We start from the raw sequence: 19,507 nt of genomic DNA, 5'->3' as shown, positions 1-19,507 counted from the left end.
TGTTCCACTAACCTGATTCCGGGCTAATTAAAAAAGGTTTCAGGCGCATTGCCTGAAACCTTTCACCTTTTTTGCTCCCCATGAAAAGCCGGAGGATTCCAGGATCGTTGCCATCGCAAGGGAGTACCTGCAGGAAATTGGCATCTCCAATACCCAGTTTGCCATTACCAAACATACTGACAAAGCGCACCTGCATGTGCATCTCATCGCTAATATGGTGAACAACGACGCCCGGAGTATCAAAGACAACCATATCGGGTTGAGAGGAAAAAAGGCCGCCCAAAAGCTTACCCTGAAACACGGGCTCATCGTAGCCGAAAGGAAAAACCTGGCCCTCACTCACCAGGAAGCACTCGACCAGTCCGAAGCCAACCGTTACAAAATCTATACGGCTATCATGGAAAGCCTCCCGAAATGCCGGAACCTGGAAGAGCTGGAAGCTCGCCTCAAGACTTATGGCATTGAGGTACTGTACAAGTTTAAAGGTCAGACCCAGGAGCGGCAAGGCATCAGTTTTCGCCTGGAGAAGGATGTCTTCAAGGGTAGCAAAGTAGACCGAAACTTCTCATTGGGCAACCTTGAAAAGACGCTTTCACAGGGTCAGCGGCAAAATCCAATTCAGGTTATAGAAGCGACGAACCCAATACGGTTGTCCGGGCGGGGTGTTCCTAATGCGTCGAATCCAGCCAGTCAACTGGCCCAGGAACTAGAAAATATACTGCTGCAATCAACCGGTAACCTGCTTTCTGATCTTATGAAGCCGGAGTACGTACCGCAGGGTGTTAACCCTGACTTGTTACGCGAAGCTCGTAAAAAGAAGAAGCGTAAAAAACTGCGCTAGACCAGAACAGTATTTTAAATGCCAAAAATTCAAACCATGAATGAGAATCTTTTGACTACCCTGACCGAGATCAGCGAAGGTCACACGAATAAATTAGAACAGCATGCCCAACAAATCAGCGCCTTGCAGGAAACTTTGGGGCAGTTATCTGCATTAAAAGGCGCGCTCAATCACCTCACCCAAGCCGGAGGTCCCATAAATCAATTATTAATCCAACTACCTGAGCAGTCAAATCTGCACCAGCGCCTGGACCGGACATTGCGGGACACAATCACTGCCCTTTCCCGGCCGCAGGTGCAAAATCACCATCATCATTTCCCCAAGGTTGCCTGGGCGTCGGTAGGCTTATTCCTCATGTTATGCCTTGTAAGCACCGGGTGGTATCTCACCGCTTCCCGGTTGGGCGATTTCCGTGACAATGATACAAAATACCGTTACCTCAAACTTTTCGATAATAGCCAGGTGGCCCGTCTGCTGCACTTCACAGATAGTTTACAACGGGCGCAGCCCGACTTTTTTCGAGATAGCGTGCTTTCGAAAGAAGAGGAAAAGCACCGCCGCCTGGAAATGCTCGACGAAGCAAACCGGAAAGAAGCGGAAGCCGAGCAGCTTCGTCAAAGGGCCGGTGCTAAATAGGAGGAAGTCCCAACTCCTTTAAGAATTCATTGTGTTGGTCAGTGCTCCTCTTTATTTTTTCATTTATTGAAGTCAATTTTTTGTTTACCTCATTTAAGTCAATGTGTACTTCGTCCTCAGATGTACTTACATACCTGGAAATATTTAGGTTGTAGCCATTTTTCTCAATTTCTTCCATTGACACTCTCCGTGCAAATCTTTCAATATGTTCTGAGCGGAACTGGTAGGCGTGAACAATTTTATTGATATGGTCCTCCTCTAAAGAGTTTTGCCTTTTCCCAGGTTTATAGTGCTCAGAGGCATTGATAAACAAGACATCATCCTGTCGTTTACACTTTTTCAAAACCAAAATACAAACAGGAATCCCGGTAGAATAGAATAAATTGGACGGCAAACCAATAACTGTATCAATATGGTTATCCTTTAACAGTTTGGTGCGAATTCTTTCCTCTGCACCGCCGCGAAATAGCACACCATGGGGTAAGATGATTGCCATTGCCCCCCCGTCTCTTAAAAAATGGAATCCGTGTAATAAAAAAGCAAAATCGGCCGCTGACTTTGGTGCTAACCCGTGACTTTTAAAACGAAAATCTTCTGATAAAGTATCGTTAGGCTCCCAACGCAAACTGAAAGGCGGATTGGCAACAACGGCATCAAATTCTATTTTTTTACTCGGATTCATTTCATTGAGTAAATCCCACTGATTAAGTAAAGTGTCACCGTGAAAAATATCAAACTCGGTGTCTTTCATACCGTGCAACAGCATATTCATCCGTGCAAGATTGTAAGTAGTAACGTTTTTTTCCTGCCCGTAAATTTTACCAATCGTACCGCCTTCTTCTTTTAATTTGGTTCGTACATTCAATAATAAAGACCCTGAACCACAAGCAAAATCAAGTACTTTATCCAATTTCGATTTAGGACCTGTAGTAGGATCTTGGGAATCTAATATAACAATTCGGGAGAGAATGGTTGAAATTTGTTGAGGTGTATAAAATTCACCTGCTTTCTTGCCTGAACCTGCTGCAAACTTTCCAATCAAATATTCATAGGCATCACCAAGGGTATCTGTATCTGCAGAAAAATCAGCAATGCCTTCTGCAATTTTCTGAATGATCTTGCAAAGTGTGCTATTTCTTTCTTTGGGCGTTTTGCCAAGCTTTTCAGAATTGAGATTGATTTCTGAAAACAAGCCCTTAAACTTGCTCTCGAACGATTCATTTTCAATATGCCGAAATCCTTTTTGAAGTGTTTCTAATAATTCGCCATTCTGGGTACGTGCCAGTTCTGTGATATTGCTCCATAAGTATTTTGGCTTGATAACATAATGTACTTTTTTACGCATTTGTTCTTCAAACTCTTTAATATCCCCGTTGTTATCTCTGTACCAAAGTTCAAGGGGCGGCGGAACAATAAAATCCGCCCTTTTTTCCTTAGTAAGACTTTTAGGATAATCTTTTCCTAATTCTTTCTTTGCTGCTTCTTCGTAATTAAAGGACAAATACCTGAGGAATAGAAACGAAAGCATATAATCACGGAAGTCGTCCGCATTCATTGCGCCTCTCAAATCATTAGCTATATCCCAAAGCGTATCCCCTAGTTTTTTATATTGATCTTTTTGTGTCATGCTGATGCTGTTTCTGTCTCTGTTTGAATTCCCTCGTTAAATATTTGTGGGAAATAGAATTCATACTTTCCGAGAAAACCGTTTAATATCCGTTTAAAAAGTTCTTTGTTGTCGTCACCCATTTCTACAGGGTCGAATATTGAATATTTTCCGTGACTGAATAACTGTAATGCCCGCTCAAAGAGCACTTCGTCTTCTAATCCATTGATACATTTATCTATTTTATCATAACCAAAAAATGTTGCGGTCTTTTCCAAAATACTTCTTAATGAATTAAAATGATACGTATAAATTTTATTCAATTCGACGACTTTCTTTAGTTCGCTTAATGTAGCTATGTGATGAAAGAAAGGAGTATCATTTGTGTCTTGCAAAGCATAGCCATTAGCCCCTTTATTGTGCAAAAAGTAGCGTTTGTTCTTTACCTTTCTGCCAAACTCATTGTAAAGGACGTTAAAAAACAGACTATGATGTGTTGAAATTACTGTTTTAATTTCATTGCCTTCTGTTGTTAATAAATTACATAGATCGCAGGCTACGGCAATAGCATTGTTTTCATCAAGGGAGGATATTGGATCGTCAATATAAATATACTTTACCCAACTGTACGCAGGATCTTTGTCGATTGCCAACTGGCAAATAGCAAGAAAGAAACACCAAATGAATAAAGTTTCTTCTCCTCTCGATATCTTAATATTTTCTACCGTTTGCTCATGCCCGTCAACAATTATGCTTTTTGAAAAAGCTACTGTGGATGCATTATAGTCAATGTCGAATTTTAAATCCACATAGTTGTTTAGAAAGGACTCAATCTTGACATCTAAATCCAATTCATGAAGTCCGTTAAAAAATGTAGAATCAGGATTTAATTTAAGTGTTCTATGAGTATCGTTCTCGAGATCATTATTCCAGGAAAATAAATCTTCCGTAAACGCGTTGAAATACAAAGTGTCTCTGCTCAATACATTGCCATCCATATCAAGCACTTTTCCCGCTTGCTTAAATTCCATCGAAAGCCTGGTTTTGCCGGTGCCATTGTGAGCAAAGAATAATACCAAATCTTTCATAGGCCGATGATCTCCCGTTAAATCCATTCGGAAATGTTGAGCAACCTCCGCAAGGGTCGTAAAATTGGTTATCGTACTCATGATCTAATCAATCATTTTTGGAAATAAGCCTTGCATCAAACCTTTTTTGTGCAACTTCAATTGTTCTATTTTTTCCGCTTGTGCCGCGATGAGTTCGTCCATAGAAAAAAGGCAGGAAGCGATTTTTAATTGCTCATTGATTGAGGGAACTACAATTAATAATTCTTTAAAATATGGAAGACCAATGGTCTTAATTGTACTTCCAACAGCAATGCTCTCAAAAACAGGTTTTAAAATTTGAAAAACGTAATATAGGAACCAATTTGATAATTTGGATTCTTCACAAACCCATACAATAAAATGCTGGCTTACTGCCATTTCGGAATACAGAACAGCGCTTTTACCTACTCCAGCGTCGCGGCTAAGAATTACAGTACCTGCGGGATGAAGCACGGCAGAAGAGTTTTCAATTCCTTCTTTTGAGATCTGAATTTTAGTGTCGTATATATACCTATTATCAAGTTTGTTCGAATCAGCGAGTGAAACCCACTTTATCCCCCCATTGTAATAGTTAGAGGCTTTTTTATTTGGCGTATGCCCAGATCCTCTTTTTGCTAACTCCTCCAACTTTCTCTCAACCCAATCCCCATCTTTCACAAACTCATCAAACCGATACCTCGGTACTTTCTCCCCCCTTTTCGGAAAAAGGTTTTGCAATAAGCTCTTTTTGTGATCTTTAAGTAATTCTAATTTTTGGCTGTGGGCTGCAATTATTTCATCCAAAGATGAAAGGCAAGAAGCAATTTTTTGCTGCTCTAGCGCATTACTGATTATAGGTAATTGGCATGTGACTATTTGGCTTGGATATATATGCTTTACAGTCGTACCTGAAACCAATTTTATAATTTCACTTCGGGAGTAATTCAGCAAATAGCTAAGAAAAATGGAATTGATAATTATTTTTGGCCTTAAGATATTCATATCCCCACCTAAAACAACGTTATCGAGTAATATTGCTGATGCTTTTACCAAACCATTCGGTGTTACATCAGAACTAGGCATTAAAATATCTCCAATTTTGCTTTTAATACCATCACTTTTATTTGTCTTTGAATAAATAGTTTTAATTACTTCATTGTATTTTGTAAACAACTCTCCATAATGAATACAAAGTTCAGTACCATTTTCATCAATATCTGCCTTAGAAAAGGCACCACCTCTATATACATCACATACAATTGACAACGGAGTCATCTCCCATGGTTCTATAAACTCAGGAAAGCGAAATTCGGGCATCAACCCTTCGGATTTTCTCACGGTCAGTTTTCTATTTTTACTCATAAGCTGCTAATCCTGATATTTCACGGCCTTGGGCCAATTTTTTTAATTGCGGCACTAAATCTTCCATCAACGCCAATTCTTTTACCCTGCGTTCTTTCCAACTCAACTCCAAAGGCTCTAATAGGTCTGTGAGTTTTTCACCATCAAAAATCATCCGACTCATTATCTTTTCTACAAAGGCTTTCAGGTCTGCCGTTTCTAACCCGTTTTTGCGGGCAATGGCAGCGAGTTCTTTGTTGTATTTGTCGTCTTTAAAAGATTCGAACATTGACTTTAGCTCATCTGCATTGTACCCCTTTGTCCAATCCAGGCCCTTTATAAATTCCGTTAAATCTTCCTGTTCGTCCATCAGGTTGGCATTGGAACTCAGCAAGCCAATCACCTGTCCCTTTGTCATTCTTTGTTTGGAAGGTTTCTTTTGCGTGCTGTCGGCAATCAGGTTCATGATATAGTCGTAATCTATCACTGCTGACGCAAATAACACCAATTCAAAATCCAGTTGCTGGATTTCAGGTGGGGCTTGGTCGCCTTCTTTTTGCTGGATTTCTCTTAACTGCTTGGCGGTTTCTATATATGAACTCCTGAATTCCTGTAAGGTTTCTTTCGGCAAAATGGCTTCGATCCTCGCCTTTTGAGATTCGTCAAGGTCGGTATATTGATCTAATTGTGTTTTAAGTCTTTGTACTTCCTTGAAGTTTTTCACAAAAGTGATTCGCGCGGCATCTCCTCTCAGATTGTACACCTCACCTGGGTCGTTTACCAAATTATTGTCCTGCAAAAACACACCTAATTTTTCTACGGCTTCTTTGTATTTGTCAATGACCACAGGGGCAGGGTCCACCAACCATATCTCTCTAGCATTTCCACTATTTTCGCCAGAGAAAAGCGCAATGGCCTGGTTCACAGCTTCCTGCTGCGAACGGAAATCTAAAATATTGCCATAAGGTTTAGTGTCGTTTAATACACGGTTGGTTCGGGAAAACGCCTGGATCAATCCGTGGTATTTCAGATTTTTGTCCACATATAAGGTGTTCAGGTATTTGCTATCAAAACCTGTGAGCAGCATGTCTACTACGATGGTAACGTCAATCTTGTTTTTGTGGGGATAGTCCTTATTGCTGTATTTCTGGTCTTTAATGCGTCTTTGTACATCCTGGTAATATAAATCAAATTCATTGATATTGTGATTGGTGTTGAACTGTCGATTGTAATCAGTAATAATTTCTGTTAAGGCCTTTTTCTTCTCTTCAGGATTGGTTAGATTGTCAAGTTTTTCCTGCTGCAAATCTTCTTGCAATTGTTTTACGTCAGCCGCATTCTTTTGACTTTGCTGGTCCCCTTCTTTGGCTATCAATTGAGCCGGAGGTGAAAATACGCAAGCAATGTTTAAAGGGATATAATCAGGGTTTTCTACTTGTCGCTTCCCTTGAATTTCTTTAAATAACTTATAGTATTCGATAGCGTTGTTGATAGAAGCTGTCGCCAATACTGCATTGAATTTCCGCTGATTGGTGGCGGCATTGTGCTTTTCCAATATGGCTGCTACAACAGCTTGTTGAGCTATTGCCTCGCCAGGCTTGGATTGTTGTGTCCCCTTACCTTTAAAATAATCAATGTGAAAGCGCAATACATTTTTATCATCGATGGCATGCGTAATGGTGTATTTATGCAATTCATGCTCAAAAATGTCCTTTGTTTCTTTGTATTTAGCTTCTTTACCCTCGCGCGTAACATATGTTGCGTTGTCTCTAAAAATAGGTGTCCCTGTAAAACCAAATAGCTGAGCGTTAGGAAAGAATTCCTTAATAGCCTTATGATTATCCCCAAACTGCGAACGATGACATTCGTCAAAAATTAATATGATACGTTTATTACGCAAAGGCTCTAAGCGTTCTTTATAGTTCTTTTTGTTGGTACTGTCTAAAGCCAGGCCTAACTTTTGAATGGTGGTGACAATTACTTTATCTGCATAGTCGGTAGAAAGTAAGCGTCTTACCAAAGTTTCGGTATTCGTATTTTCTTCGACACTGCCTTCCTGGAATTTGTTAAATTCTTCACGGGTTTGCCGGTCAAGATCCTTACGATCCACCACGAACAAACATTTTTCAATTTCAGGATTATCCTTCAGTAGGGTAGAAGTTTTAAAAGAAGTCAAGGTTTTGCCGCTTCCCGTTGTATGCCAGACATAACCATTTCCGCGGTTTTGCTGAATGCAATCAACTATAGCCTTTACTGCATATATTTGATACGGGCGCATAACGAGTAATCTTTGCTCGCTCTCTACCAATACCATATACTTACTTATCATTTCGCCCAGTGTACATTTGGAAAGGAACTTTTCAGCAAACGGTTCAATATGTGTTATTTTCTTATTGTTTTCATCTGCTAGTTGGTAAATGGGCAAAAATTGTTCGTCTGCATTGAATTGAAAATGCTGACTTTTGTTGTTGGAGAAATAATATGTATTGGTGCGATTGCTTACAATGAACAACTGCATAAAGCAAAGCAGCGAATTGCTGTAGCCATTGCCTGGTTCATTTTTGTAATCCACGATTTGTTGCATAGCCTTTCGTGGAGAAATATCCAGTTTCTTTAGTTCGATCTGCACAACAGGTAGACCATTAATCAACAAAATGATGTCATAACGCTGATGGCTGTTCTCGGTATTTATGCGTAGTTGACTGATAACTTCATAATCATTTTTGCACCAATCCTTGATGTTTACCAAGGTGTAATATAAAGGAGTTCCGTCTTCTCGTTGAAAGTATTGTCTTTCACGTAAAAGTTTAGATGCCAAAAACACATCAGGGTTAATGATTTCTTCCCGAAGTCTTAAAAACTCGCTATCTGAAAGCCGAACACGGTTAAGCTCTTCAAATTTAGTCTTGAAGTTTACTTCAAGCGTTTTTCTATCAATTATGTCAGGCCGATAGGCATATTTAAGTTCCCTTAGCTGGGCTATAAGGCTATCTTCTATTTGATTTTCTTTACTCATGCAAATACTGTATTTCGCATTGAATTATTTAGGAGTTATATATTACTTAAGCTTTGTTACCAATAATTCACATACTCCAACCTCAAGCACCTCTGCAATATCAAATAGCGTATCAAGCGTTGGTTGCTGATCATTAGTGCACCATTTGGAAATAGTGCTTTTATTCTTACCTAATTTTTCGGCAAGCCATAAATTGGTTTTATCCTTGTCAGCTAAAACGCTTTTTATACGGTTAAGGATTCGTTTTTCTGCCATATGATAGTGAATTTCACCATTTAATTGGCAATATAGGAAACCAATAAAATTGCTTCTGCTAATCATTAGTTCTGAAAAACAGAATCATAAAATATCAAAACAGAAATTAAGTGCTGAAAAACGGAAATATTTATTACCTTAGTATCCGGATCAATTTTTTTATTATGAACTGGATTCACATTTTTAATAGCAGTTAATTATTTGAAACATAGTTAGTAAAGCGTATTTGCTTTATTCTCGTTCCTAAAAACTACGACCTTTTAAGACAACGAGAAAATAAGGTAAATCGCTCACGTTTTCCTTAATATATTTAAGGCATGGACGTGGGCGTTCTTATTTCGTTGTCGGGGTGTCGTAGCCCTTTAGGAACGGTAAGGACTAACCCACGTCTCTTTTTATGCGTTCCCGGTTGGTCTATTCACGAATTCTTCACTTTAAATGTTATCTCATGAAAAAGGATCCAACCGGCATGCAACAGCGAAAGCCGGAGCCGGAGCTTAAATGGCAAACTGGCGCTTATGATCGTCACGCCGAAGTTAAATTTATTCTGCCATACCAATTTCTCCTGTTATGCAGGCTTGTAGAAAAATCACCGGAGGAAATCATCCGGGACTTCACTGATAATTTATCTTGCGGCAGTTGGAAACGGGAGGGTAGAGACGAGGCAAAGGAACACCTTATTAATTATTTTATCGCACACGGCTATGGCCAGCATCATTACAGTGAGGAAGATATACGTCAAATGTTTAAGGAAATGGATGCATTAGGATTACTGTTTCCTAATGATGGGAAAATGGAACTCATTGATCTGTATGCGAGCTGGCGAGATAAACACCACAATTACTGGTTTAAGAAATGGTTCAGGAAACCCAGGCGAAAACTATCAAAAAAGGAGGGATTATGAAGCCGTTTGCTATTAACCACCTTTGCCGGGAGACTTTCTCCATTCACGAGCAGCAACTAGTGAAGGTAATTGTAAATGCGACTATACGCCGGATATGATTTTCCTGCTGGGGGCAACGCTGAACAAAAATAGATGTGAAAGTATATTTAATAAAGAGGCTTCCTCTTGTGAACAAATATCAGATTGTAAGCTACTAATCCTTTTACCAAACCTTGCTAACAAAGAACCGCATGACTGGCAGAACAAGATAGAGAAAAGTTGCAGTGACATTATGTCTGTTACTACGCTGGTACTACAAACGTCTACGTTTATGGAGTGGCTGCAAGGAGGACTTCCATTTGCAATGGTTACATGGCAACAAGCTCCTGTGCTTTACGATGCTGGCAACATTTGTCGGGAAAATATCAAGGAGCCAAAGGAAACCATTAATCCTAAAGAAACGACCAAGCAGTGGGAAGATGGACTGACTAAGGCTAAAGAATTTCTGGCAGGATCGGAACTATATCGCGTACGCAAACAGCACAAAATGACGGCGTTCATGCTACACCAGTCGGCCGAACAGGCTTTGCGAACATTGCTAAAAGTGGGGACCGGATATCATGCCAATACCCATAGCATTGACCGGCTGCTCCGCTTTGGTAGCCTGGTATCTTATCAACTGTCACAACTATTTCCCCGGCAAACGGAACAGGAGAAGCGTTTGTTCACCCTGCTGCAAAAAGCATATATAGATACGCGCTATAAAGAAGACTACAAGATTACCGATGGCGAGCTAATCACACTTACCGGAAAAGTTAAGTGCATCCACGAAATATTATCAGAAGTGGGATCAGGAATAAACTAATTGTTCTTTGCTTCGTTGAACAGTCTTGCATACACGATCATCGCAAAAATAAATTAACTTAGATAACGACAAGCTCTTCGACCACGCTGCTGGCAAATTGTTGGCAAAAAATAAAATAGGTCACCGAAGTGACCTATTAAATGTTTGATAACCGAGCTCCCCCTGCTGGACTTGAACCAGCGACCCTCTGATTAACAGTCAGATGCTCTAACCAACTGAGCTAAGGAGGAATATGACTATAAGCCCATTCAGAAAAGGATGTCTTATAAATGCGCACCTTTTTGTGAACATCGGCGGCAAATCTAGTAAAATATTTGATAAAATGTGCGGATTGTATGGATTTTTATTGGGGAATGTATAAAAGAGGATAGAGAAGAGGAAGGGCCCTTAGCAGCGATGGTAAAAAACGGAAGGTAAACCACTCCCGGAGAGGTAATACATAACATCATAATCACATTATATAAAAAACACATGAGTGCATTGTAGCTATTTAAATGTTTTATGTCCGTGAACAATTCATCATTCACCGGAAAAATCCAGGCAGTCATACTTGCAAAAAATAAATTACTAAACTCTTTTGCTGTAAAAAGTATGATATCCTAACTAAATAAATCACCCCCTGTTTTTCTTTAACGCAAATCCAGTGCGTAATGAAGTTGTTACTTTAGTTAACATTTTTCTTAAACCTCAAAATATAAAAAATGACGTTAGCCACTATTGCAAATTTATTGAGTTACACCCCTACTGCGCCCGATGAACTTGTTCATGTTCTGGGTTATAACGAGGCAGGTGATGGGGGAGAAGGGGCCTTTTATTGGAACAATGTTTCCACTGAACCGGCGGATGGCGGTACTATATTCAACACTGTTTCAACAGGCCGTTGGAAGCGACTATATAATGAATCCGTGAATGTAAAATGGTTTGGCGCAGTAGGTAACGCCGGTGATCCATTAAGCAACGACGATAGCGATGCTATCCAGGCTGCTTTTAATAAAAATAAGAGCGTCTATTTTCCTCCTGGAAATTACAAAATCACAAAGACCATTAATGTAAATCTGAACTATGCTTCTATTGAAGGACATAGCGCCTATTTAAGGCCCAATGGAAGCTTCACAGCATTGAATATAAAAGGCTACAAACTTACCTATACAGGGCTTCATATTAGTTTTGAAGATGTTCCAGTAGGCGTGTGTGATGAAAACGCGGTAGCAATATGGTTCTTCAAAGATGGCAATAATAAGAATGATCAGGTAATGAACAGTGTATTTGCAGATTTCTATATACACTATGCCCACACCGGGATAAAGTCTTCACCTGGTACCGGTGCGGTATGGCAAACAGAAATAAGAAATATCTTCATGGTGATAAATCCGGGAAAATCCAACATAAAGGCAATCGGTGTTGATCTGGCGCCTCCCATTGCCGGTGCTGATAATACAACACTCCGCGTCAGTAAAGTTTCCGTGCAAGATTTTGGAGTACGCGACCGTGGCGCTGGTCTGAGAGGAATGAGCATAGTTGGATATTCCGATGTTACCATTCTGAATTTCTCCTGTGATTTTGTAGTACAAACCTCTCTTTCCGTTGGTGAAATACTATATGTGGTCGCCAATCAGATTGCGATAAAGGGATTAGCGGCAGAATCCATTACTAATACTGTAGGATTAATATCAAGCGATGCGGGGCCTATTATTCTTGTTGGCGGCCTTGGTAATAAGGAGGACTCAGTATCCATTGAAGATTGCCTGTTTATCAACTCCAGGTTTAATTGCGGTGGTCCCAACGCCGTTGGCACCTGGATTGTATTCAGGAACCATCCCAAGGTAACAGTTGGTAACATTGTGAATAAATTTGTGACCTCCGATGATGGCACCACTATCAAGAAAATTGATAGCAGTTTATACAGAGGTAAGCTCAATTCTGTGGGTAATGTATCCTCTACTGATATCGCCAATTTTGAAAGAAATGCAAATAACTGCGTGATTTTAGCTGATTACGCTGGAGAAGTTCGAACTACTGCGCCCATTACAGCAACAGCGATTTATCCCTTAATTCAACCTGGCCAGTGTTGCCTTGTGCTTGTAAAGGGATTTGATAGCATCAATGGAAACATCAGCTTTTTTGATATCGTGAGTGTGGCTACATCGTACAGTGGGCTAAAAACTACGGCCATCGTTTCTTCTAATAAAATAAACTACACACCCGTCAATACCTATACAATCGATGCGAATAATAATCTGGTATTAACGCGCAGTGGAGGAAATACAGCTACAATATTCGCCAAAACGATGTCAATGCTGTAAGAAAAAATGCGGATGTTGGCAGGCGTTATTATTCAATTAACCGAGACGACTATCTGAGCTGACAGAATTCGGGGGCTCTCTGACCTCATTTGGTCCCGGCGCTCCCGGATTTATACAAATCACCAAAAAACAGAAAGAGCTTAGCAAAAATGCTAAGCTCTTTCTTTTGCTCCCCCTGCTGGACTTGAACCAGCGACCCTCTGATTAACAGTCAGATGCTCTAACCAACTGAGCTAAGGAGGAGTGTTTCCCGTACCGCTTACGCGATTTGGGATTGCAAAAATAGGTAAATTTTTATTTTTGCAAAATCTAATTCTGCTTTTTTCCAAAAAAACCGACACCAGAAGCGTAAAACAAGCCACCACACTACATCTACATCTAAATAAAAAAATTATCTTTTTACCTCCACCAACATTCTTTCTCCTAAAACCTCCGCCCGGGTCACCTTTCGAACAAATGGCAAATCCAGTTTACTCACATAAAAATGAGGGAACGACTTTACCACAGTACAAACATAGCCCTGCTGCTGCAGAGACGAGACGCCCTCCCGCGTGGTAAAAATGAGCGGCGTAGCCGTATCAGCGCGTAATACAGGCGCCTTTAAATAAAAATCGAAAGCATAGGAATTGGCCTGGTATAACCCAATACTACGCCCCGGGAGATAGGCATTTGCATAAGCAGCAGCCGCACTCCCGCTCTGGTATTGCATCATATCAGGATACAAGATGGTATTCAGGTATAAATTCAGCAGGATACTCACCGCCACGGTACGGTAAAAGATCGCCTGCCGGGTAGATTTATCGAGCCAGTAGTGGAGGAGGAGATACAGTACACACAGGGCAGCCGCCAGCAATAGCCAGGCATAGTGCATGGCCGGTTTATACAGCAGGTCAATAACCACTACACCAATCGCCAGCAGGATGATGATGGTGTATTGCGTAATCCGGAAAAACTTAAGTCCAGCGCTGCTTTGCAGGGATAATATATACTGCGTCGTAAGAATAGCAAAAAAAGGAAAGATGATATTCAGGTAATGAGGCAACTGAAAACGGGATAATGAAAACAGGGCAAAAGTAGCCAGGGCAGCACCTATACAGTAATATTCCCTTTGTTGTTTCCATTTTTTTATGAAGATAATGATTGCCGCATATAACATCACTGACCACGGGAGAAAAGCCCACAGCACCGTATGAAAGAAGAAAAACGGATCCCCGGCTCCCTTGATAGGCCCTGTGTTCATAAAACGCCCAAATTGGCTGTCCCAGAAGAAAAATCGCAAACCAGAAACGCCGGTATGGCCGAAAACAACTTTTTCCGGATGCAGGTCGAATTGCGTGTAAAGTGCATACAATTCAGGAGTAATGAACAAGGCTATGAGCAGCAAGGCCAACATCCACCGCAGGTGAAACAGCTCCTTCCAATTACGCGTAAACAACATTTGGCCGCCTATAGCGGCGCCAATCGGCACCAGGGCGAACACGCCCTTGGTCATGATGGCACAAGCCGTAAAAACGGCTCCCAGGAGTATTCCCCGCCGGTAAAAATGATACACAGCGGCGATGATAAGTCCCGTGAGATAAGGCTCTGCCCGTACATCATTGTTAGAAATAACCAGGTGTTCGGCTGTTAATAAGATACAAAGCGCCCAGCGGGCCACCTTTTCGTCGTATAACAACCGGGCAAACCGATAGGTATAAGCCGCACCCATCAACAGAAACAGGATAGCGGGCAACTTATAAGACCAGGTGTGAATACCGAAAAGCCGGAAGCTCAACGCAGCCATCCAGAAAGGGAAATGGGGCTTATCCAGCCAGTCATGACCATCTGCATATAGGTTCCAGTAGTCATGTTTCAATACCATAGTTTTGGCAATGCCGGCATAGAGTGCGCCATCCGGCTCAAGAATAGGTACAAACAGTGCACTGAACTGTAACAGTATAGCCATGGCTGTTATCAGCAGCCATACCTGCTTTTCAGTAAGCACATATCTGCGGGTTTGTGTGATAGTTGTAGGAGAGGTCAGCATGCCGAAAAGTTACAGGCATCTGCCGGCACTTCAAATACACACGCGACTCTTAACAGAAAGATAATTGCTTACCAGAACCAGCCGCTTTTTTCCAGGCCCAGCCAGGGGCCGTCTTCGCGTTGTTCTATGGGGTAGGTTTTCAGGTAATAGCCCTCTCCGCTGCAGTTATAGCCATTTTTCACGCTAAACTTATAGCGGTGCAGCGGACAAACCACGTTACCGGCGGCATCAATAACCCCATCGGCCATAATGCCACCGGCATGCGGACATTTATACGCAAAGGCGAAAAACCGTCCCTCGTGGAGAGTACAGCACATTTTTTTGCCATTTACAGTAATAACGGTAATCGCTTTCTCTGCTAATGGTAGTTCACCTTCATCTAACTTATACCAGGAATATTCTTTGGCCATTAGTAGAAGAATTCGGTTTTATAAGGGAAGCGCTCCTGGTAGAGTTTTGTTACCTTATCAAGAATAGTTTTGCGCAACTCTTCGATATTCCTTCTCTCTGTGGCGGAAATGAATACGCAGTTACCTTGTGTTTTGGTTTCCCAGGTCTGCTTCAGGTTGTCCAGGATATCCTGTTTAATTTCCGGCTCCAGCCATTGGTCAAAGGTGTTGGCCTCGTACAGATCCATCTTATTAAAGATCATGATAGTGGGCTTCTCAAAGGCTTTCAGATCCTGCAGCGTACGATTTACCACTTCAATCTGTTCTTCATACTGCGGATGTGAAATATCTACCACGTGAATCAGGATATCGCTTTCGCGCACCTCATCCAGCGTGGATTTGAAGCTCTCCACCAGGTGATGCGGCAATTTACGGATAAACCCTACCGTATCACTGAGCAGGAAAGGCGTTTGTTCAAATACTACCTTACGGGTAGTGGTGTCGAGGGTAGCAAACAGTTTGTTTTCGGCAAACACTTCACTTTTGCTGAGCAAATTCATGATGGTGCTTTTGCCAACGTTGGTATAACCAACAAGCGCTACCCGGATAAATTCGCCTCTTTCCTTGCGCTGGGTAAGGGATTGACGATCGATGTCCTCCAATCTTTTGCGTAACAGGGCAATTTTATCCTTTACGATACGACGGTCCGTTTCAATCTCCGTTTCACCGGGACCTCTGCTACCGATACCACCTCCCTGCCTTTCCAGGTGACTCCACATACCACGTAAGCGGGGCAGGATGTACTGGTACTGTGCCAGCTCTACCTGTACCCTGGCTTGTGCGGTGCGGGCGCGGCGGGCAAAAATATCCAGGATAAGATCACTACGGTCTATCACCTTTACTTTCAACACTTTTTCTATATTGGATATCTGAGAGCCGGTAAGCTCATCATCGAAGATAACCAGTGATATATCCCTGCCTGCAATAAACTGATGTATTTCTTCCAGCTTGCCCTTTCCCACAAATGTGGCCCTGTCGGGGTGCGCCAGGCGCTGGGTAAAGCGTTTTACGGTGGTAGCCCCTGCGGTTTCCGCCAGGAACACCAGTTCGTCCAGGAATTCGTTTACCTGGCGCTCGGTCTGTTCCTTGGTGATAACACCCACAATGACGGCCCTTTCTTCTTTTGCTACTACTTGTTTCTTTTCAATCAAGTTATTTCTGAATTTGGTGCAAATTTACAGAGAATTTAGTGGTTACGCCACTATAGATTTTCTTCCACGAATGACGCCGGTTTCGGAAAAAATCATCAAAATCAGTGCAGTCCGGGGTAAGAAATGTAAGCGGGCAGTCCCCTTTTCTTCCTACATTTACCCGGTCCAAAACAACCTTTCGAAATCATGTATAAACCTTTATTAATTACAGGACTATTCATATCAACTATGGCAGTAGCCCAGGATAAGATGACGCCCGAATTGCTATGGCAATTAGGCCGGGTGAGCGGAGAAGCGATAAGTGCCGATGGCAAAACAGTGATCTACGGCGTTTCTCAGATTAATATGACGGAAAACAAAGGAGAAAAAAATCTCTTTGCCATTCCGCTGACAGGTGGTGCACCAAAGCAACTCACCCAAACTGCCGGTGCAGAAGGCGATGTAGCCATATTGCCAGGCAATAAAATCGGCTACTCCCTCAAAGGACAATGGTATGAAATGGATGCCGATGGCTCCAACCCGGTGCAGAAAACCAATGTGGAAGGCGGCATGCAAAACATCCGTATTTCTCCCGATGGTAAGCATATCCTGTTTTCGAAAGAAGTGAAAGTAAAGAAGATCTCCGGCGTCGATCATTACCCCGATCTTCCAAAATCCAATGTACAGATCTATGATAACCTGAACTACCGCCATTGGGATACCTGGGAAGATGGAAACTTCTCCCATGTGTTTTATGCCACTTACAATAACGGGGAAGTAGGTACGCCGGTAGATATCATGGCTGATGAACCATACGATTGCCCTCAAATGCCTTCCGGTGGCCCTGAAGACATGATATGGAGCACCGATGGTAAAAGTATCATTTACGTTACCAAAAAGAAATACGGAAAAGACTACGCCATCAGCACCAATACGGATCTCTACGAATATAACCTCGACACCAAAGCTACCCGCAACCTGTCGCAAGGTATGATGGGCTACGATATGGCCCCTGCTTTCAGCCAGGATGGTAAATACATTACCTGGTTAAGCATGGCCCGTGATGGCTTCGAAGCAGATAAAAATGATGTGATCATCATGGATCGTGCTACCGGCACTATTACCAATCTCACCAAAGGTTGGGATGGTACTGCCAGCGCTACCCGCTTCAGCAACGACGGTAAAAAAATATACTTCCTTGCTGTGATCAAAGGCACCGAGCAACTGCTGGAAATTACCCTGCAGAAAAATATCGCCCAAACAACGGAAAAGCATATACGCCAGGTAACCACCGGTGATTTCGATATCCATGATATGCTGGCACAAACCGGCAACACCATGGTAGTATCCCGCACCGATATGAACCACGCTGCCGAACTGTTTACCGTAGACCTGCAGAAAGGCGCTATCACAGCCCTGACTACCGTTAACAAAGCAGCCTACGACAAAATAGGCATGTGCAAAATCGAAAAGCGCTGGGTAAAAACCACCGATGGAAAAGACATGCTGACGTATGTTATCTTCCCACCTGATTTTGATCCTGCAAAAAAATATCCTACACTTCTGTACTGCCAGGGCGGCCCGCAATCAGCCGTTTCCCAGTTCTACTCTTATCGCTGGAACTTCCAGTTGATGGCTTCCCAGGGATATATCGTAGTAGCTCCCAACAGAAGAGGAATGCCCGGACATGGAGTGGAATGGAATGCTTCCATCAGTAAAGACTGGGGCGGACAACCTATCAGAGACTATCTGAGCGCCATTGATGCGGTAAGTAAAGAAAGTTATGTAGACAAAGCCCGCTTAGGTGCCGTAGGCGCCAGCTATGGTGGTTACTCTGTATACATGCTGGCAGGCGTACACGAAAATCGTTTCAAATCCTTTATTGCACATGATGGCCTCTTTGACCTGAAAAGCTGGTATGGCACTACCGAAGAACTGTGGTTCGCCAACTGGGACATCGGTGCATACTGGGATCCGGCTAATGCCAACGAATACAAAAATTTCAACCCAAGTGAACACGCCAACAAATGGAATACGCCTATCCTGATTATACAAGGTGGCATCGACTTCCGCGTGCCTATTGAGCAGGGCTTGCAAGCCTTCCAACTGGCACAACTGAAAGGCATCAGGAGCAAACTGCTCTACTTCCCTGAAGAAAATCACTGGGTATTGAAACCACAAAATGCCATTGCATGGCAGCGTGAATTCTTTAACTGGCTGAAAGAAACCCTGTAATCACCAAACAATCCAGCTACCATGGCGGCTTTATTAATGGATATCCAGGATGGTATTGCTACCATCACACTCAACAGACCTGAAGTATACAATGCATTCAATGACCCACTCAGTTATGAGCTGCAGGACGCACTGAAAACGGCAGAGAAGGATGCCGCTGTGAGAGTGGTAGTGTTGACAGGCGCCGGGAAAGCCTTTAGCAGCGGGCAAGACCTCAAGGCTTCTATGGAGTCGGGGAAACGCGATTTGAGTGAATCGCTCCACAAACGCTATAATCCCATTATACGCGCCATCCGCAACATGCCTAAGCCCGTGATATGCCGGCTCAATGGCGTGGCGGCTGGCGCCGGCTGCTCCCTCGCCCTGGCCTGCGATATGATCATCGCCAGCGAAGAAGCTACCATGATTGAAATATTTGTGAATATTGCCCTGGTGCTGGATTCCGGCTCGTCTTACTTCCTGCCCCGTACTGTTGGCTACCACCGCGCCTTCGAGCTGGCTACCAAAGCCACCAAAATTACCGCATCGGAAGCCCTGCAAATGGGACTGGTTAACAAAGTAGTACCTGCTGCCGAATTGGATGCCGCCGTACAGGCCGAAGCAGCCTATTACGCTGCCGCACCTACGAAAGCCATCGCCCTGATGAAAAAGATGCTGACCAAAGGCATGACCGACAACCTGGACAATGTGCTCGACTATGAAGCCTACTGCCAGGAAATAGCAGGCAATTCCGCTGATAATGCGGAAGGAGTGCTGGCCTTTATTGAAAAGAGAAAGCCGGTATTTAAGGGAGCGTAAAGCTGAAAGCATAAAGCATAAAGCTATTAAAGCGA

Annotated in this window: 16 protein-coding genes and 2 tRNA genes; 7 read left to right on the top strand and 11 right to left on the bottom strand. The window is 42.5% G+C overall.

The genetic code is table 11. The features are described 5' to 3' along the window. Positions 1-7: 7 nt before the first annotated feature. Positions 8-202 carry a hypothetical protein gene (locus J7623_RS09965; RefSeq protein WP_291919747.1) on the bottom strand — a complete coding sequence of 65 codons (195 nt, stop codon included), beginning with the start codon at positions 200-202 and terminating at the stop codon, positions 8-10. Here J7623_RS09965 and J7623_RS09960 point away from each other — a divergent pair. Together J7623_RS09960 and J7623_RS09955 are read left to right on the top strand one after the other, a co-directional pair. Continuing rightward, positions 113-841 (top strand): relaxase/mobilization nuclease domain-containing protein, encoded by a 729-nt coding sequence (locus tag J7623_RS09960; RefSeq protein ID WP_366838909.1) that lies wholly within the window; start codon positions 113-115, stop codon positions 839-841. The genes J7623_RS09965 and J7623_RS09960 overlap by 90 nt on opposite strands. A gap of 36 nt (positions 842-877) precedes the next feature. After that, positions 878-1,477, top strand: a complete 600-nt coding sequence (locus J7623_RS09955; RefSeq protein WP_291919745.1) for a hypothetical protein — start codon at positions 878-880, stop codon at positions 1,475-1,477. Here J7623_RS09955 and J7623_RS09950 read toward each other — a convergent pair. From J7623_RS09950 to J7623_RS09930, 5 genes are read right to left on the bottom strand one after another with little or no spacing between them, the layout of a single operon-like run. Beyond that, positions 1,470-3,104: a type I restriction-modification system subunit M gene (locus tag J7623_RS09950; protein ID WP_291919743.1), complete on the bottom strand. Its 1,635-nt coding sequence runs from the start codon at positions 3,102-3,104 to the stop codon at positions 1,470-1,472. The genes J7623_RS09955 and J7623_RS09950 overlap by 8 nt on opposite strands. Next, positions 3,101-4,252 (bottom strand): AAA family ATPase, encoded by a 1,152-nt coding sequence (locus J7623_RS09945; RefSeq protein WP_291919741.1) that lies wholly within the window; start codon positions 4,250-4,252, stop codon positions 3,101-3,103. Before J7623_RS09945 ends, J7623_RS09950 begins: the two co-directional genes overlap by 4 nt. Positions 4,253-4,255: 3 nt before the next feature. Next, positions 4,256-5,533: a restriction endonuclease subunit S gene (locus tag J7623_RS09940; RefSeq protein ID WP_291919740.1), complete on the bottom strand. Its 1,278-nt coding sequence runs from the start codon at positions 5,531-5,533 to the stop codon at positions 4,256-4,258. Then, a complete protein-coding gene (locus J7623_RS09935) occupies positions 5,526-8,528 on the bottom strand; it encodes a type I restriction endonuclease subunit R (RefSeq protein ID WP_291919739.1) in 3,003 nt (1,000 codons plus the stop codon). The genes J7623_RS09940 and J7623_RS09935 overlap by 8 nt, the downstream gene beginning before the upstream one ends. Positions 8,529-8,570: 42 nt before the next feature. After that, the gene (locus J7623_RS09930) at positions 8,571-8,783 is read right to left on the bottom strand and encodes a helix-turn-helix transcriptional regulator (RefSeq protein ID WP_291919738.1); all 213 of its coding nucleotides are present in this window, start codon (positions 8,781-8,783) and stop codon (positions 8,571-8,573) included. A 448-nt stretch (positions 8,784-9,231) separates the two neighbouring features. Between J7623_RS09930 and J7623_RS09925 the strand changes: the two genes are divergently transcribed. Together J7623_RS09925 and J7623_RS09920 are read left to right on the top strand one after the other, a co-directional pair. Continuing rightward, the gene (locus tag J7623_RS09925; RefSeq protein WP_291919737.1) at positions 9,232-9,687 is read left to right on the top strand and encodes a hypothetical protein; all 456 of its coding nucleotides are present in this window, start codon (positions 9,232-9,234) and stop codon (positions 9,685-9,687) included. 94 nt (positions 9,688-9,781) lie between these two features. Beyond that, positions 9,782-10,531 carry a HEPN domain-containing protein gene (locus J7623_RS09920; RefSeq protein WP_291919736.1) on the top strand — a complete coding sequence of 250 codons (750 nt, stop codon included), beginning with the start codon at positions 9,782-9,784 and terminating at the stop codon, positions 10,529-10,531. A gap of 156 nt (positions 10,532-10,687) precedes the next feature. Here J7623_RS09920 and J7623_RS09915 read toward each other — a convergent pair. Continuing rightward, a tRNA-Asn gene (locus J7623_RS09915) sits at positions 10,688-10,761 on the bottom strand. Between the two features lie 471 nt (positions 10,762-11,232). Here J7623_RS09915 and J7623_RS09910 point away from each other — a divergent pair. Next, positions 11,233-12,834: a glycosyl hydrolase family 28-related protein gene (locus J7623_RS09910; RefSeq protein ID WP_291919735.1), complete on the top strand. Its 1,602-nt coding sequence runs from the start codon at positions 11,233-11,235 to the stop codon at positions 12,832-12,834. Positions 12,835-13,003: 169 nt separating this feature from the next. Here the strand turns inward: J7623_RS09910 and J7623_RS09905 are convergent. The 4 genes from J7623_RS09905 to hflX all read right to left on the bottom strand — a co-directional run bounded on the left by J7623_RS09905 (position 13,004) and on the right by hflX (position 16,460). After that, positions 13,004-13,077: transfer RNA gene (locus J7623_RS09905), tRNA-Asn, on the bottom strand. Between the two features lie 148 nt (positions 13,078-13,225). Continuing rightward, on the bottom strand, positions 13,226-14,860 hold the full coding sequence (locus J7623_RS09900) for a glycosyltransferase family 39 protein (protein ID WP_291919734.1): 1,635 nt from the start codon (positions 14,858-14,860) through the stop codon (positions 13,226-13,228). Positions 14,861-14,928: 68 nt separating this feature from the next. Then, the gene (locus J7623_RS09895) at positions 14,929-15,270 is read right to left on the bottom strand and encodes a Rieske 2Fe-2S domain-containing protein (RefSeq protein WP_291919732.1); all 342 of its coding nucleotides are present in this window, start codon (positions 15,268-15,270) and stop codon (positions 14,929-14,931) included. Beyond that, positions 15,270-16,460: a GTPase HflX gene (gene hflX, locus J7623_RS09890; RefSeq protein WP_291919726.1), complete on the bottom strand. Its 1,191-nt coding sequence runs from the start codon at positions 16,458-16,460 to the stop codon at positions 15,270-15,272. The genes J7623_RS09895 and hflX overlap by 1 nt, the downstream gene beginning before the upstream one ends. A gap of 228 nt (positions 16,461-16,688) precedes the next feature. Between hflX and J7623_RS09885 the strand changes: the two genes are divergently transcribed. Both J7623_RS09885 and J7623_RS09880 read left to right on the top strand, forming a co-directional pair. Beyond that, positions 16,689-18,674: a S9 family peptidase gene (locus J7623_RS09885; RefSeq protein ID WP_291919724.1), complete on the top strand. Its 1,986-nt coding sequence runs from the start codon at positions 16,689-16,691 to the stop codon at positions 18,672-18,674. 21 nt (positions 18,675-18,695) lie between these two features. Then, a complete protein-coding gene (locus J7623_RS09880) occupies positions 18,696-19,472 on the top strand; it encodes an enoyl-CoA hydratase-related protein (RefSeq protein WP_291919723.1) in 777 nt (258 codons plus the stop codon). Positions 19,473-19,507: the final 35 nt, after the last annotated feature.

This window comes from Chitinophaga sp., from assembly GCF_017745275.1.
Lineage (GTDB): Bacteria > Bacteroidota > Bacteroidia > Chitinophagales > Chitinophagaceae > Chitinophaga.
Note: the sequence above shows the minus strand (reverse complement) of the source record. Positions and strands in the feature narration are given on the sequence as shown.

Coding starts and splice junctions, on each gene's coding strand:
- J7623_RS09900 (WP_291919734.1), bottom strand. CDS start 14,860: ATGCTGACCTCTCCTACAACTATCACACAAACCCGCAGATATGTGCTT.
- J7623_RS09935 (WP_291919739.1), bottom strand. CDS start 8,528: ATGAGTAAAGAAAATCAAATAGAAGATAGCCTTATAGCCCAGCTAAGG.
- J7623_RS09930 (WP_291919738.1), bottom strand. CDS start 8,783: ATGGCAGAAAAACGAATCCTTAACCGTATAAAAAGCGTTTTAGCTGAC.
- J7623_RS09880 (WP_291919723.1), top strand. CDS start 18,696: ATGGCGGCTTTATTAATGGATATCCAGGATGGTATTGCTACCATCACA.
- J7623_RS09925 (WP_291919737.1), top strand. CDS start 9,232: ATGAAAAAGGATCCAACCGGCATGCAACAGCGAAAGCCGGAGCCGGAG.
- J7623_RS09955 (WP_291919745.1), top strand. CDS start 878: ATGAATGAGAATCTTTTGACTACCCTGACCGAGATCAGCGAAGGTCAC.
- J7623_RS09885 (WP_291919724.1), top strand. CDS start 16,689: ATGGCAGTAGCCCAGGATAAGATGACGCCCGAATTGCTATGGCAATTA.
- J7623_RS09945 (WP_291919741.1), bottom strand. CDS start 4,252: ATGAGTACGATAACCAATTTTACGACCCTTGCGGAGGTTGCTCAACAT.
- J7623_RS09920 (WP_291919736.1), top strand. CDS start 9,782: ATGATTTTCCTGCTGGGGGCAACGCTGAACAAAAATAGATGTGAAAGT.
- J7623_RS09950 (WP_291919743.1), bottom strand. CDS start 3,104: ATGACACAAAAAGATCAATATAAAAAACTAGGGGATACGCTTTGGGAT.
- J7623_RS09965 (WP_291919747.1), bottom strand. CDS start 202: ATGCACATGCAGGTGCGCTTTGTCAGTATGTTTGGTAATGGCAAACTG.
- J7623_RS09910 (WP_291919735.1), top strand. CDS start 11,233: ATGACGTTAGCCACTATTGCAAATTTATTGAGTTACACCCCTACTGCG.
- J7623_RS09940 (WP_291919740.1), bottom strand. CDS start 5,533: ATGAGTAAAAATAGAAAACTGACCGTGAGAAAATCCGAAGGGTTGATG.
- J7623_RS09895 (WP_291919732.1), bottom strand. CDS start 15,270: ATGGCCAAAGAATATTCCTGGTATAAGTTAGATGAAGGTGAACTACCA.